Source organism: Rhodoferax sp. GW821-FHT10B06, assembly GCF_059415605.1.
Genome location: NZ_JBWKNO010000008.1, coordinates 105,136 through 119,764, shown reverse-complemented (window position 1 = coordinate 119,764; position 14,629 = coordinate 105,136). Strand labels below are relative to the sequence as shown.

General features: G+C 65.7%; 15 protein-coding genes. 9 read left to right on the top strand and 6 right to left on the bottom strand.

What is annotated here, in order from left to right:
• Positions 1 to 3: 3 nt before the first annotated feature.
• Entirely contained in the window at positions 4 to 1,455 is a 1,452-nt protein-coding gene (locus AC07O2_RS14390; protein ID WP_495076429.1) for a sensor domain-containing diguanylate cyclase, read from the bottom strand.
• Between the two features lie 76 nt (positions 1,456 to 1,531).
• On the opposite strand from AC07O2_RS14390, the gene AC07O2_RS14385 reads away from it, so the two are divergent.
• Together AC07O2_RS14385 and AC07O2_RS14380 are read left to right on the top strand one after the other, a co-directional pair.
• Positions 1,532 to 1,693, top strand: a complete 162-nt coding sequence (locus tag AC07O2_RS14385) for a hypothetical protein (RefSeq protein ID WP_495076428.1) — start codon at positions 1,532 to 1,534, stop codon at positions 1,691 to 1,693.
• A 36-nt stretch (positions 1,694 to 1,729) separates the two neighbouring features.
• Positions 1,730 to 2,563: a M90 family metallopeptidase gene (locus AC07O2_RS14380; RefSeq protein WP_495076427.1), complete on the top strand. Its 834-nt coding sequence runs from the start codon at positions 1,730 to 1,732 to the stop codon at positions 2,561 to 2,563.
• Between the two features lie 79 nt (positions 2,564 to 2,642).
• Here AC07O2_RS14380 and AC07O2_RS14375 read toward each other — a convergent pair whose 3' ends face one another.
• The 3 genes from AC07O2_RS14375 to AC07O2_RS14365 all read right to left on the bottom strand — a co-directional run bounded on the left by AC07O2_RS14375 (position 2,643) and on the right by AC07O2_RS14365 (position 4,080).
• The gene (locus tag AC07O2_RS14375; protein ID WP_495076426.1) at positions 2,643 to 2,918 is read right to left on the bottom strand and encodes a hypothetical protein; all 276 of its coding nucleotides are present in this window, start codon (positions 2,916 to 2,918) and stop codon (positions 2,643 to 2,645) included.
• Positions 2,919 to 2,925: 7 nt separating this feature from the next.
• Complete coding sequence (locus AC07O2_RS14370) at positions 2,926 to 3,138, bottom strand: hypothetical protein (RefSeq protein WP_495076425.1); 213 nt, start codon at positions 3,136 to 3,138, stop codon at positions 2,926 to 2,928.
• Between the two features lie 75 nt (positions 3,139 to 3,213).
• On the bottom strand, positions 3,214 to 4,080 hold the full coding sequence (locus AC07O2_RS14365) for an AraC family transcriptional regulator (protein ID WP_495076424.1): 867 nt from the start codon (positions 4,078 to 4,080) through the stop codon (positions 3,214 to 3,216).
• A gap of 74 nt (positions 4,081 to 4,154) precedes the next feature.
• Here AC07O2_RS14365 and AC07O2_RS14360 point away from each other — a divergent pair, with 74 nt between their 5' ends.
• The 7 genes from AC07O2_RS14360 to fahA all read left to right on the top strand — a co-directional run bounded on the left by AC07O2_RS14360 (position 4,155) and on the right by fahA (position 12,329).
• Positions 4,155 to 5,546, top strand: a complete 1,392-nt coding sequence (locus tag AC07O2_RS14360; protein ID WP_495076423.1) for a cytochrome P450 — start codon at positions 4,155 to 4,157, stop codon at positions 5,544 to 5,546.
• Positions 5,547 to 5,659: 113 nt separating this feature from the next.
• Positions 5,660 to 6,547, top strand: coding sequence for an EamA family transporter (locus AC07O2_RS14355; protein ID WP_495076422.1), 888 nt, complete (start codon positions 5,660 to 5,662; stop codon positions 6,545 to 6,547).
• A 181-nt stretch (positions 6,548 to 6,728) separates the two neighbouring features.
• Complete coding sequence (locus AC07O2_RS14350; RefSeq protein WP_495076421.1) at positions 6,729 to 7,442, top strand: TetR/AcrR family transcriptional regulator; 714 nt, start codon at positions 6,729 to 6,731, stop codon at positions 7,440 to 7,442.
• A gap of 171 nt (positions 7,443 to 7,613) precedes the next feature.
• On the top strand, positions 7,614 to 8,867 hold the full coding sequence (gene mhpT / locus AC07O2_RS14345; RefSeq protein ID WP_495076420.1) for a 3-(3-hydroxy-phenyl)propionate transporter MhpT: 1,254 nt from the start codon (positions 7,614 to 7,616) through the stop codon (positions 8,865 to 8,867).
• Positions 8,868 to 8,951: 84 nt separating this feature from the next.
• A complete protein-coding gene (locus tag AC07O2_RS14340) occupies positions 8,952 to 9,749 on the top strand; it encodes a cyclase family protein (RefSeq protein ID WP_495076419.1) in 798 nt (265 codons plus the stop codon).
• A 128-nt stretch (positions 9,750 to 9,877) separates the two neighbouring features.
• A complete protein-coding gene (locus tag AC07O2_RS14335; RefSeq protein ID WP_495076418.1) occupies positions 9,878 to 11,020 on the top strand; it encodes a porin in 1,143 nt (380 codons plus the stop codon).
• On the top strand, positions 10,992 to 12,329 hold the full coding sequence (fahA, locus tag AC07O2_RS14330) for a fumarylacetoacetase (protein ID WP_495076417.1): 1,338 nt from the start codon (positions 10,992 to 10,994) through the stop codon (positions 12,327 to 12,329). Before AC07O2_RS14335 ends, fahA begins: the two co-directional genes overlap by 29 nt.
• 81 nt (positions 12,330 to 12,410) lie before the next feature.
• Here fahA and AC07O2_RS14325 read toward each other — a convergent pair whose 3' ends face one another.
• The gene (locus AC07O2_RS14325) at positions 12,411 to 13,760 is read right to left on the bottom strand and encodes an HDOD domain-containing protein (RefSeq protein ID WP_495076416.1); all 1,350 of its coding nucleotides are present in this window, start codon (positions 13,758 to 13,760) and stop codon (positions 12,411 to 12,413) included.
• Positions 13,761 to 13,859: 99 nt separating this feature from the next.
• Entirely contained in the window at positions 13,860 to 14,552 is a 693-nt protein-coding gene (gene urtE, locus AC07O2_RS14320) for an urea ABC transporter ATP-binding subunit UrtE (RefSeq protein ID WP_495076415.1), read from the bottom strand.
• Positions 14,553 to 14,629 lie beyond the last annotated feature (77 nt).

Here is a 14,629-nt window from a genome sequence, read left to right as displayed (position 1 = left end):
GGGCTAGATGACCGCCCATGCACTGACCACCTGGTTCCTCCCCAAGCCCTTGGCGTGGTAGAGCAACTCATCGGCTGCAGCAATCAGTTGCGGGGCTTGCATGGGTGGCACCAGCTCGGAAACCCCGCTGCTGATACTGACACAAGAACCCGCCGAGGAATGGGCATGCGCAATGCCCAGGTGGCTGACTTCACGGCGTATCTCCTCCGCCATCCGCGCGGCGGCCCGCAGATCGGTATCGGGCAGGATGAAGGCAAACTCCTCTCCTCCGTAACGCGCCACCAGATCAGCTGGACGGTGCGAGCAGGACGCGAGCACGCGTGCAACGCGCTTCAGGCAAGCGTCACCCGCCTGGTGTCCGTAGTGGTCATTGAAATCCTTGAAATGGTCTATGTCGCAAAGGATCAAGGCCAACGACCTGTGGAAGCGGCTCGCAACAGCGATCTGCTCCGCCAGATACTCATCAAAATACCGCCGGTTCGCCAGCCCCGTCAATCCGTCATGCCGCGCCAAATTCGCCAGAACCTTGTTGGCCGCACCAAGCTTGATCGACAGCTGGAACAACCGCTGGTGCTGCTTCACATCTTCAATCAACAAAGCAATCAGCAAAAAGCTCGCGGCCAGCAGACCGTAGATCCGGCCTACATACCAGCCCAAATCGTATCGGCCGGTATTCAAAAGCGCCGCCAGTGCAATATCGAACAACCACACGCACATGACAACCAGCAGCCACACATCCAGTACCGTGTGCGGCTTCTTCTTCCACACCGCCACCAAGGCGGCCAGGCTGAGAGCCCACACGCCGAATAAAAACCTGTGCCCCATATCGGTGGTGCGGTTGCCATTGAGAAAAATCGGAATATAGGCCTGGCCTTGCGTGGCGAAGAGCCCAAACCCAGCCACCAGAACAAATATGCCCACCACAGCGACAGCAATCGCAATGGATGGGCGATCCCGCATCAGCTGCTGCGGTTGAAAGGTTTTGAAAACCTTGCCCTTCAACAACGTATAGCCCATGATGGCCAGCGGAAACCCGCTGTGCCAGAACATGTACATCGCAGAAGAAGTCTGAGGCCCCGACCCGAACAGGCCGGTTGGCGACAAGAGACCAGGAAAAATCGACAAATACTCCAGCGTGGCGCTTGCCGTGAACAGATAGCCACAGGCCAGCAGCAGCAAAGCCGGCGTGCGCACCACGCTGAACTGACCAAACAACAGCACGGCGGTAATCAGATCGCAAATCACCAGCACCGACACATACATGGGAATAAAGGCGGGAATCTGTACCAGCGGCATCCTGGCAAAAGGCACGGCCGCCGCAAACACCAGCAGAGAGACGGTGACTGAAATGGCAGCATGCCGAATCTCCCGGCGCCCGGCGGGCTCCGTGGAAAGCAAGCCCGCGGGCGGCTTGGCCGAGTCACAGTCTGTTTGCATCATGTTATCGGCGGGCATTTTCTACACCCCCCAGTGTCCACATTGAAACGACTCGACGAAAGGCAGCCGGCTTGGTGCGCGCATCTGCCCCACTGTGCTGCACCAGCCCAGCGCCACCGCATTCGCACCCAGCCTGCACCACAGCCTATGGATCTTGCACCTGCTGCGCCGCTTTGTACCTAGGGTGGACCCTCCCACGTCCACCGGCAAAATCATCGGCGCCGGCATTGCAAACGCCGCGTTGGCACCCAGCTAGCAGGTTCCGCACCGATTTGTTGCCACACCGATTTCCATGGACACACCCACCGCCACCTTTATTGCCTTGCTGATCCTGGCCCTGGTGTGCGCCCTGGGCTGGTTGCTGCCACGCTGGTGGGTGGCGCGGCGCCGGCGCAAGCTGCAGCAGCAGGCATTCCCCACCGCCTGGCGCAAGATATTGCGGCGCCGGGTGCCGCTGTTTCGCCGCCTGCCAGCCGATCTGCAGCTGCAGTTGAAGAAGCACATGCAGGTCTTCATCGCCGAAAAAGCCTTCATAGGCTGCGCCGGCCTGGAGGTGACGGAGGAAATGCGCGTGGTCATCGCCGCCCAGGCCTGTCTGCTGGTGCTGAACCGGTCCATCGACCGCTATGCCAATTTGCGGCAAATCCTGGTCTACCCCGGCGCCTTCGCGGTGGACCGCGCCACGTCTGATGGCGCCGGCGTGCTGCAGGAGCAGCGCCATGCGCTGGCGGGCGAATCCTGGTCGCAGGGCCAGATCATCCTGTCCTGGCAGGACAGCCTGGAAGGCGCGGCCACGGCCGACGACGGGCGCAACGTGGTGATCCATGAATTTGCCCACCAGCTGGACCAGGAAACCGGCCACGCCAACGGCGCGCCCCGGCGCCTGCCCGGCACCGACCCGCAGCGCTGGTCACGCGTATTCCACGCCGCCTACGCCAAGCTGCGCCGCGAAGCGCATGTGGGCGAGCCCGGCCTGCTGAACCACTATGGCGCACAGGACCCGGCCGAGTTCTTCGCCGTGGTGTCAGAGGTGTTTTTTGAACAAGGCGCCGCGCTGGCCGAGTACGACCCGGCGCTGTACCGCGAGCTGCAAGGCTATTACCGCCTGGATACGGCGGCCTGGTAGCGGGCGGACATCTAGGCAAAAACAGACTCTAACGCAGGAAATACCTGCGCAAGCAGCTATCACTTGTGTAGCAGATGGCTCAGGCACTGACGTTGATGATCAAACCCTTGGTCTGGCTGGCGCGGCGCAGTTGCTGCGCGTAGGTGGCGTCCATTTGCTTGCTACGGCTGTTCAGGTCGTTGGCCGTGTCCTGGCTGTTACGGGCCGAGCGGTCGGCCTGGTCGGCGGCGGCGCGCAACTCGTCCGCCCGGCTCTGGGCGGCGTCCGCATCCCGCCGCGCCTGTGCAACCTGCGCCTTATCGGGGCCGGTTTGCACCTGCGGAATCGACAGACTGGTGCCAGTAATGGCGACCATGGCCGACTCAGGCGGTGGTGTTGACTATGCGACCTGTGGTCTGGCCCTGACTGTTCACCACGGGCGGCGGCTTGGCCGGTGGGTTCTGGTCTTGGGCGACCTTGCTGACTTCGGGGTCGTCGCGCTGGGCGGCGCGGCGTTGCGCGTTGCGGGTTTCCGACGCAATGTCGGTAGGCTGGGTAGGCTGAACGGATTGCCGATAGACCGATGAAACATCCATGTCTGGCTCCTGGAGTGGATCGTTTGATTTTACGAGTGCGGCCTGGCACATGCAATCCGCGCCCCGGAAGGGGGTTCAGCTCCAGATGCGGTAAACCCAGAAGCTCTCGTCGTCCTGCACGCGCTGGCGCAGGACCTCGGGGCTCAGGCCGGTGACGCGGCGCGTCTCGCGGCACAGGTGGGACTGGTCTGCATAACCCGCACCGGCCGCCAGGTCGGCCCAGACGACATTGCCGGCATCCTCTGCCTGGCGCACCTGGAAGAACGCGGCCTCGGCCCGGCTACGGCCCTGCAACGCACGCAGGGACTGACCCGTCCAGGCCTTCACCCGGCGTTCGGCCTGGCGCAGGCTCTGGCCCGCGCCGGATGCCAGGGCGCGCACCGCCAGAGTCTCAGCCCAGTCCTGAAAGCTGCGCACCGGCACCGCGCCCTGGGTGCGCGCCTGCTGCCAGCGCGGCAGCAAAAAGGCCTCGATGACCCGCACCCGATCCGCGTCGTCGGGCGCCTGCAGTGCGACCTGGGCCATCTCGCACCAGCTGGCATCCAGCACCTGGTGCAAGGGACTTTGCCGGTTTACCTGGGCCGCCACATCCACGCCGGTCATGGCGTGCAGGGCGTCGGGCAGCATGAGCAGCATGAAGCCCTGGGCCGGGCCCGGGTTGTACGACACCGTGGGCCGTGTATGCGGACCAAAAAACGAGATGGGCGGCAGACGCTGGAGCCAATCGCCACTGCCGTCGGCCGGCAGCATATCGGCCACGCCATGCGTGAACCAGGAGATGCCGCACAGCGGGCTGGCAGGAAAATGGTTGTAGCGTTCCTGCGGCAGCAGATCCACGCCCAGGGTGCTGCGCGAGATATAGGCCCGCACGCAGGCACCCAGGCCCATGCCGGGGGCAATCAGGTGGGCCGTGGCGCCCTTGGGCGAGGTGTGGGACAACATCACGGCAGTGTAGCCAGCCGGGCTTGTCGTAATCGTTCAATACACGCCGGCCAAGCACGCGCACAGTAGCCACCATGACCCCATCCAACGCAAGCTTTCCTCCAGGCCCCCTGCCCCGCTTTTTCGGCTTCCCCCTGCTGGGCCAGATGCGCCGCGACTACCTGGGTACGGCGCGGCATATGCACAGCCACTACGGTGACGCGGTGCACGCGCGCATAGGCCCGGAGCAAACCTTCGAATTCTTCCGCCCCGACTGGGTGCGCGAAGTGCTGGTAGAGCAGGCGCGCAACTTCATCCGCTGGGAGCGCGGCACGGCGGTCTTCGCCAAGGTGCACGGCCAGAGCGTGCTGGTGACCGAGGGCGATACCTGGCAGCGCCAGCGCCGCATGCTGCAACCCGGCTTTGGCCCCAAGCGCATGGCCGGCTACGCCCAGCACATGGTGGCCGCCGCCGCCCAGGCCCTGGACGCCTTGCCGCCCCTGCCCACGCAGACGCTGAACTTCGAACACATGGTGACCCAGCTGACCATGGACGTGGTGCTGCGCACTCTGTTCAGCCAGCAGATCAGCGACAGCAACCGCGCCGAAGCGCTAGCGGCCGAGCAGGCGGTGCAGGTGATCAGCCGCGCTGGCATGGAGGAATTCTTCTGGCCCTTCAGCCTGCCCGACTGGATGCCGCACAAATGGGCCACCCGTCGCGCCAAGCACATGCTGGACGGCCTGGTGCGCCGCCACATCCGGCAGCGCCGCCAGGCCAACGGCACCGCACAAAGCGACCTGCTGGCCATGCTGATGGCCGTGCGCGACGACAGCGACGACAGCGGTGATGGCGGCGCGCTGAGCGACGAAGAGGTGCGCGACCAGTGCATGACCATCTTCCTGGCCGGCCACGAAACCACCGCCGCCGCCCTCACCTGGTGGGGCCACACCATGGCTGCCCACCCCGACTATGCCCAGCGCGCCCAGGACGAGGTGGACCAGGTGCTGGGCCAGCGCCCGCCTTGCTATGAGGACCTGCCCCAGCTGCCCTACCTGGCCCAGACGCTGAAAGAAACCATGCGCCTGTACCCGCCGGCACCCTCGCTAATCAGCCGGCGCGCGCTGCGCCCGGTGCAGATCGGCCCCTGGCAGCTACCCAAAGGTGCACTGGTGCGCGTCACGCCCTGGGTGCTGCAGCACGATGCGCGCTGGTTCCCCGAGCCCGAGCGCTTTGACCCCGAGCGTTTTTCCAGCACCGGCCAGGCCCTGCACGAGCGCGGCAGCTACCTGCCGTTTGGCGCCGGGCCACGGGTGTGCATAGGCAATCTGTTTGCGACGACCGAGATGACGCTGATCGCCGCCATGGTGCTGCAGCGCTTCCGCCTGGCGCCGGGCAGCGCGGCGCCGCCCCAACCGGTGCTGAACGTCACGCTGCGCCCGGCGGGCGGCATGCCGCTGCAGCTGACACGCCGCCAAAACCTGGCATAAAAAGTGCCGCTGGCGCTGATAGACCCTGCGCCAGCAGCTACTAAAAGGGTAGCGTACACACGGGGGTAAAGCACAGGCCCCACAATGGCGGCCTTTTCACCTATTTCTGTTACATGTCTACACAACTGTCCCTGCGTCGCTTTTTGCTGGCTCTGGCCATCGTGGCGGTGTGGGGTAGCAACTTCGCCATCATCAAGATCGCGCTGGCGCACTTCACGCCGCTATGGCTGGCCACCTGGCGCTTCGCGCTGGTGCTGCTGCCGGCGGTGTTCTTCATCCCACGGCCGACCGTGCCCTGGCGCAACCTGGCCACCTATGGCGTGCTGATTGGCGTGGGCCAGTTTGGGCTGATCTACTGGGCCATGCAGGGCCATATCTCGCCGGGGCTGGCCTCGCTGGTGGTGCAGACCCAGGTGTTCTTCACCATTGCCCTGGCCATGCGCACCACCAAGGAACGCATGCAGGCCTACCAGTGGTGTGGCCTGCTGCTGGCGGCCAGCGGCATCGTGGTCATCATGCTGCACACCGACGGCAGCACCACCCCGCTGGGTCTGGCCGTGGTGCTGCTGGCGGCACTGTCCTGGGGTGGCGGCAACACCGCATCGCGCCAGGCAGGCAAGGTCAACATGATGGCCTACGTGGTCTGGTCCAGCCTGTTTGCCGTACCCCCGCTGCTGGCGCTGGCCTGGGTGTTCGAAGGCAGTGCGGCCCTGGTCACCAGCCTGCACACCGCCGACCTCGGCACCTGGGTCGCCGTGGTGTGGCAGGCCTGGGGCAACAGCCTGTTTGGCTACGCCATGTGGGCCTGGCTGCTGGCACGCCACCCGGCCGCCACCATCTCGCCCCTGGCCCTGCTGGTGCCGGTGTTTGGCATGGGCACCTCGGCCTGGTGGCTGGGCGAACCCCTGCCGGCCTGGAAGCTGATAGCAGCCGGCCTGGTGATGCTGGGCCTGGTGATCAACCTGCTGTGGCCGCGCTGGCGCGTCGCCCGCCAATCCTAGCCAAATCAGCCTCTAGCGCAGGAAGTATCTGCGCCAGAAGCTATCAAAACCATAGTACCCAGGTCATCCCTGGGTATTTCTTTAACATGATTTGTACAAACGTACAACATTGCAAGGTAAAAACAGGCATCGGTGTTTGTACGAGTGTTCAATATTCTTGTACAAGCGTATAAACCAACCTATGCCATCACCCAAAACCACATCTACCACCCGCAGCACACCGGCCAGCCGGCGCAAGGCGGCCACCGAACCTGGCGAGGACGCGCTGGCGCCGAATCGGCAGCAAAACATCCTGCTGGCAGCAGAGCGACTGTTCGCCACGGCCGGTTTCCATGGCGTATCGATACGCGACATCGCCGAAGAAGCCGGCGTGCCGCTGGCCCTGGTGGGCTACTACTACGGCCCTAAGCTGTCGCTGTACCACGCCATCTTCCGCGAGCGTGCGGGCTACATCGGCGAGCGGCTGGAGTCGCTGGCTGCGGCCCAGCGAAATGCCGCACCGGGCCAATTGCTGGAGGACATCGTCAATGCCTTTGTGCTGCCGGTGCTGAAGGTGGCGGCCCAGGCGACAGGGCAGAACTTCATGCGCATCCTGTCGCGTGGCATGAGCAACCACCAAGAGGAAGACGAGCCGGTGATACGCGAGCTGTTCGACCCGCTGGCCCACGCCTTCATCGACGCGCTGGCCGCCGCCCTACCCCAGGCCACGCGCAGCCAGGCCGCCTGGTGCTACCAGTTTGCGCTGGGCGCGCTGCTGCACCATGTGAACGACCGCCGCATAGAACGCCTGTCGCTGGGCCAGAACCAGCCGGGCGACTTCGACACCAGCGGGCCACTGCTGGTGGCCTTCATCACCCACGGCCTGCGCGGCGCCTGCGCTGCCCCCACCCACTAAGGACCGCCATGCCCACACAGCCTAGACACGGCGGCCAGGCCATGGGGCCATAAGCCCCCCGCCGCTCTCCCACTCCCTTTGCCCTGCCAAGCAAGGCGCAGTCGCACGCCGACCGCGCCGGGGGTGCGCACGCCCCTACCGCCCACAACACAAACCACCAGGAGACCAGAAATGACCAGCCCCACCGCCAGCGCCCCTACCGGCGCGGCCCTACCCAACACCAGCAAGTGGCTCACCCTGTTGCTCTGCTTCATCGTGGCCCTGCTCGAAGGCCTGGACCTGCAGGCCGCCGGCATTGCCGCACCCGGCATCGGTGCCGAATTCAAGCTGCTGCCGCCGCAGATGGGCGGCATGTTCAGCGCCGGCCTGGTCGGCCTGCTGCCCAGTGCCTTGTTTGGCGGCTGGCTGGCCGACCGCATCGGCCGCAAGAAGGTGCTGATCGGCTCGGTGCTGCTATTCGGCCTGTTCTCGCTGGCGACAGCCCATGTGTGGGACTACACCAGCCTGCTGGCCGCGCGCTTTCTGGCCGGTCTGGGCCTGGGCGCGGCGCTGCCCATCCTGATCGCCCTGTCGTCCGAAGCGGCGGACGAGCACAAGCGCGGCATGGCCGTCAGCCTGACCTATGCCGGCATTCCGCTGGGCGGGGCCTTGGCGGCGGTACTGGGCATGCTGAACTTTGGCGGCGGCTGGCGCGGCCTGTTCTATGTAGGCGGCGTGCTGCCGATGGCGATTGCGCTGCTGCTGGTCGTGCTGCTGCCGGAATCGCGCGCCTTTGTGAACCGCAACCTGGGCCAGGCGCAGCCAGACCGGCCCCACTCCAGCAACGCTGGCAGCAGCATGGCCGGTTTGTTCCAGGGCGGTATGTGGAAGTCCACCCTGCTGCTGTGGCTGGCCAGCTTCTTTGTGCTGACCGTGCTCTACATGCTGCTGAACTGGCTGCCCTCGCTGCTGCAGGGCAAAGGCTTTCGGCGCGCCGATGCGGGCCTGGTGCAGCTGTTCTTCAACTTCGGCGGCGCCGCCGGCTCGCTGCTGGTGGGCAAATTGATGGACGGCAAGGAGCGCGTATTCACCGCCGTCTGCATCTATCTGGGCATGCTGCTGTCACTGGCCGGGCTGGGTCTGTCGGACGGCCTGGGGCTGATGCTGCTGGCCGGGTTGGGCGCGGGCTTCTGCACCCTGGGTGGCCAGCTGGTGCTGTATGCGATGGCGCCCACGCTCTACCCCACGTCCATCCGTGCGACCGGGGTTGGAGCCTCCATCACGGTCGGCCGGCTGGGTGCCATCAGCGGACCCATGATTGCCGGGCAGGTATTGGCCGCCGGCATGGGCCTGGGCGGGGTGATGGCGGCTTCAAGCCCCGGCATTGTGGTGGCAGCCGTAGCGGCCATGGTGCTGATGCGCGCGCAGCAGGCGCTGCACCGCTGAGCATTTATACAAAAACAGCCGCTAGCGCAGATATTACCTGCGCAGGTAGCTACTGAATCCATAGCAAACCACGAAAGACCAAGCATGACCCGCCGCTTCATCGACATCTCCATGCACCTGGAAAACGACGTGCCCTCCGACCCGCCCGGCCTGGGGCCCAAGATCAGCTACATCGACCACCAGACCAGCTACCCGGAGATGGCCCGCTTCTTCCCCGGCCTGCAGCAAGAAGACATGCCTGACGGCGAGGCCTGGGCCGTGGAAGACGTGCAGCTGAACACCCACAACGGCACCCACCTGGACGCCCCCTGGCACTTCGCCTCCACCATGGACGGCGGCCAGCGCGCCATCACCATCGACGAGGTGGACCTGAACTGGTGCTTCCAGCCCGGTGTGAAGCTGGACTTTCGCCACTTCCCCGACGGCTATGTGGTGCAGCCCGCCGATGTACAGGCCGAGCTGGCGCGCATAGGCCACACGCTGCAGCCGCTGGACATCGTGGTCATCAACACCGCCGCCGAGGCCGCCTACGGCTCGCCGGGCTATACCCGCGCCGGCTGCGGCATGGGCCGCGAGGCCACGCTGTACCTGCTGGAGCGCGGTGTGCGCCTGACCGGCACCGACGCCTGGAGCTGGGACGCGCCATTCGCGCAAACCGCCCAGCGTTATGCAGACACCCGGGACGCCAGCCTGATCTGGGAAGGCCACAAGGCCGGCCGCGAGATCGGCTACTGCCATCTGGAGAAGCTGCACAACTTGTCGGCCCTGCCGCCGCACGGCTTCTACATCAGTTGCTTCCCGGTCAAGGTGCGCGCCGCATCGGCCGGCTGGACCCGCGCCGTCGCCATCTTCGACGACGCACTGCAGGCCAGCGCGCGATGAAAACCTAGCCAAGCTTAGCCAAACCAAGCCCTTCCCGCTGATTCCGCTTGTGGCGCAGTCGCCCGCCGACTGCGCCAGGGATAGCCACGTTCCGAAATTCACCACCACCCCACCGAGGAGACAACACCATGCAATCCAAACTATCCACACTCACCCCTTGGGCCCTGGCCGCCCTGTGCTCTTACGCAGGCACCGCCCAAGGCCAGCCTGCCGTCACCCCGGGCCTGCAGATGTACGGCCTGGTGGACAACGTGGCCGGCAGTTTTGCCAGTTCCATCAGCGGCATCAACACACAAAGCCTGCGCACCACCAAGCTGGAAGACGGCGGCATGTCGGCCAGCCACTGGGGCGTTCGCGGCAACGAAGACCTGGGCGGAGGGCTGAACGCCTTGTTCGAGCTGTCGGCTTTCTTCCGCAGCGATGTCGGTGCTTCCGGCCGCAGCGGTGCACTGCCGGCGCCGGTGAATGTGGCGGCCGATCCGTTGTTCTCGCGCGCCGCCTGGGTCGGTCTATCCAGCCCCAGCTGGGGCCGGCTACGCGCGGGCACGATCATCTCGCAGCTGTTTCTGAACACCATTGGCTCCAACGCCTTTGGCGACTCCATGGTCTTTGGCCCGCTGCCGCTGCTGACCTTCACCGGCGGCATTCTCGGCGGCGGCACCAGCTGGACCAACTCCCTGGTGTATGAAACCCCCACGTTTGCCGGCGCCTCGGCGACGGCGGCACGCTCGCTGTCCGAAGGCCAGGGCGGCGGCAACAGCGCGCTGCGCCTGGCCTATACCCAGGGCCCGCTGGCGACCTCGCTGGTGTGGCAAAGCGTGAAGAAGGACCCGCTGACTTTTGCCGATGGCACCACGCCGAACGACACCAGCAGCTGGCAGCTGGCGGCCTCGTACGACTTCGATGCGGTGAAGCTGTACACCCACATCGGCCATATCCAGAACGACGGCACACAGGCCGCACCGCAGAACGTCGGCTATCGCTTGTGGGACATCAGCGCCGCAGTGCCCGTAGGCGCCGGCCGCTTCCTGGCAGGCTATGCCGCCCGTACCACCCACGACACCGTGGCGCCCGTGCCGGCCAGCGTGGCCGGCGGCAATGTGGAACGCAAGATCCTCAGCCTGGGCTACGACCACAAGCTGTCGCAACGCACCGATGTGTACGCCATGTGGATGCACGACGCCACCCGCACACGCACCCTGCCCGCGCCGCTCAGCGTCATCGACGCCAGCGGCAATAGCTATGGCATCGGCATACGCCACCGGTTTTGATCCCTTGATGAAAGGCAGCTCCATGCTCAACGAAACCCATGACCCCAGCCTGCGTAGCTGGGTCGCCTCCGCCCAGCAACCGGGCAGCGATTTCCCCTTGCAAAACCTGCCCTACTGCGTGTTCCGCCGCAGCGGCTGCCAGGAGGCGTGGCGCGGCGGCGTGGCCATTGGCGACGCCATCCTCGACCTGGCCGCAGCCTATGCGCAGAATGTGTTCAGCGGACTGGCCGCCCGGGCAGCCGAGGCGGCCTGCACCAGCACGCTCAATGGCCTGATGGCCCTCGGCCCCAGCGCCTGGTCCGCACTGCGGTGGGCTCTGTCGCGCCTGCTGCGCGAAGGGGCGCCCGAAGCCGCGCAGCTGCAAACCTGCCTGGTGGCCCAGGCGGATGCGGAATACGCGGTACCGGCGCAGATCGGCGACTACACCGACTTCCTCACCTCGCAGTACCACGCGCTGAATGCGGGCCGCGCCTTCCAGCCCGACAACGCGCTGCCGCCCAACTTCAAATGGCTGCCCATCGGCTACCACGGGCGCGCATCTTCGGTAGCCATCAGCGGCACCGGCGTGCCCCGGCCGCAGGGCCAGACCCGCGCGCCCGACGCCGCCACGCCCCGCTTCGGCCCTATCGCCAAGCTGGACTACGAGCTGGAGCTAGGCATCTACGTCGGCCCCGGCAACCCACGCGGCAGCGCCATCGCACTAGACGATGCAGAGCAGCATGTGTTCGGCCTGTGCCTACTGAACGACTGGTCGGCACGCGACGTGCAGGCCTGGGAATCCATGCCGCTGGGGCCCTTCATGGCCAAGAACTTTCTGACCACGGTGTCGCCCTGGATCGTCACACTGGAGGCGCTGGCGCCCTACCGCTCGGCCCTGCCGCGCGCAGCCAACGACCCGCCAGCCCTGCCCTATCTGCATTCGCCCCGGGTGCAGGGCATAGACATCCAACTGGAAACCTGGCTCACCCCGGCGGGCCAGACCCAAGCCACACGCTTGTCGCACACCAGCTACCGGCACGCTTACTGGTCGGTAGCGCATATGCTGGCCCACCACAGCAGCAATGGCTGCAATCTGCAGACCGGCGACCTGCTGGGCACCGGCACCCAGTCCGGCCCAGAGCCGGGTGAAGAAGGCTGTTTACTGGAACTGACGCGCGGCGGCCAGGTACCGCTGGAGCTGCCCGGCGGCGTGCAGCGCCGCTACCTGGAAGACGGCGACCGGGTGGCGCTGCGCGGCTGGTGCGAACGCGCCGGCCAGGCCCGCATAGGCTTTGGCCCCTGCGTAGGCACGGTGCAGACTGCGCTATAGGGATTCAGATAAAAAGTGGCTCTGGCGCAGGTACTACCTGCGCCAGCTGCTACCAAATAAATAGCAACCCAGTCCCGTGGTTCAAGCCGGCTTGGCGCCGTCTTTCACCGCATTGGCCTCGGCCCAAGCCCAGGCCTGGCTGGAGAGTTCCAGCACCCGGTCCAGGCTGCTGAAGCCGTCGGCCGCCACACTGGCGTCGCTGGCGGTCTGGTTCTCTACCTGCGCGGCGGTATGCAGGTAGACATGCCAGGGGCCGGCCTGGCCCAGCAGGGCCTGCTCGGCCTCAGGCGGCAAGCTGAGAGTAGCGACTACTTCCTCAGGACTTATTTTGAGGATCAGGCCCAGCATGGACGCCAGCCCCAGGGTGAAGAAGCGGCCTGGCTCGGACTCGCCACGCTCTATGGCCAGCAGCTCGACCAGGCGCGAGCGGCACAGCGCGATCTCTTGCAGAGCCGAGGCCATCTTGCGGCTGCCGGCGAACTGCATCAGCATCAGCGACAACCAGCGGTGCAGATCGTTGCGGCCCAGCATCTGCACCGCCTGGTCCACGCTGGAAATGCCGCCCAGGTGGGCAAAGCTGGCGCTGTTCATGCGCTGCAGCAAACGGTAGGTCAGGCTCACATCGCCCTTGATGGCCGCCACGATCACCGGCGTGTCGGCTCCGGCAGAGAGCTGGCTCAGCAGCTGGGACAGGCGCCCCACCTCGGGTGCCAGGGCCTGGGCCTTGGGTTTGGCCACGCGTGCCGCGCTGCCCATGGCGCCGCTGGCAAACTGCGCGCCGCCGTGCAGCACCAGTTCCATATGCTCGACCTGGGCCAGGTCGGTGACGATGGCCGGTAGCTTGGCTGCCGCGCCGGCCTGGGTTTTCAGCTGCTCCAGCAAGGCATCCACACCGGCCGCGCCGGGTCGCAGCAGCCAGAAGTCCGGGGCCACGCCCATGTCCAGGCTGCTGCTCCAGGCCAGGCGGGCCCCGGCCGTGCGGAAGGCGGCCACCGTGTCACGCAACGCCTGCTGCGCCTCGGGTGCCAGCGGCTGTGCCGCATCGGCCTCCACGCCGACCACCACGCCGGCATCGTCCTTGGGCACCACAGCCTGCGCCAACCACGCCGCAGGCAACCGCGCAAAACCGGTGCGCCCCTGCATGGCCACCAGCCGAGCCGCCACCAGCACAGCCGCCACCTGGGCGGTTTGCGCAGCAGCATCGCCACTGGCACTAAGACTGCGCTGCACAGCGTCGTCGATTCGGAACTCAAACCCGGCCACATCGCCATTGGCAGAGACCAGAGGGCGGCGCGCCACTACCGGCTGCGGACGCGGCGGCACGGGCGGCTTAACCACGGCGGCAGGTGCCGGGGCTGACTGCGCCGGCGCCGCGGGCTCGGGCGCGGTCTGACCAAACTTGGGAATCAGGCGTTTTAGAAAAGAAGTCATGGCGGGTACGGCAAAAGTACGTAGTACCAGACTCTAAGGCCTTCCTGGATCGATGTCAGACCTTTACGGGTTTTTTATCTACCCCGGATACAGCAGGAATCAAATCGCCACCAGATTGCGTACGCCGTTGGCTTCCATGTCCTTGCCCAGGCCGCGGGCGATGAACTCGCCGCGCTCCATCACCAGGTAATCGTCGGCCAGTTCCTGGGCGAAATCGTAGTACTGCTCCACCAACAGAATGGCCATGTCGCCGCGGTCGGCCAGCATGCGGATCACGCGGCCAATGTCCTTGATGATGCTGGGCTGTATGCCCTCGGTGGGTTCGTCCAAGATCAGCAGCTTGGGGCCGGCGGCCAGCGCGCGGGCAATGGCCAGCTGCTGCTGCTGCCCGCCAGACAGGTCGCCGCCGCGCCGGTTAATCATCTGCTTGAGTACCGGAAACAAAGTGAACAGCTCGGGCGGAATAGGCGTGCTGGCGCTTTTGTAGGCCAGGCCCATGCGCAGGTTTTCTTCCACCGTCAGGCGGGCAAAGATTTCGCGGCCTTGCGGCACAAAGCCGACACCTGCGCGGGCCCGCTCATACGGCGTGTAGCCCTGGATGGCCTTGCCGTCCAGCTCAATGCTGCCGGTCTTGATGGGCACCAGGCCCATCAGCGATTTCAGCAAGGTCGTCTTGCCCACGCCGTTGCGGCCCAGCAGCACGGTGACCTTGCCTTTGGTGCATTGCAGGCTGACGTCGCGCAGGATGTGCGAGCCGCCGTAGTACTGGTTGATGTTCTTAACGTTCAGCATGGTGGAAGGATCTAGTTAAGGGTGAAGTACAGGCGGCTAACGTCAACCCGCCAATAGGGGTCAGAGCCCAATTGGCT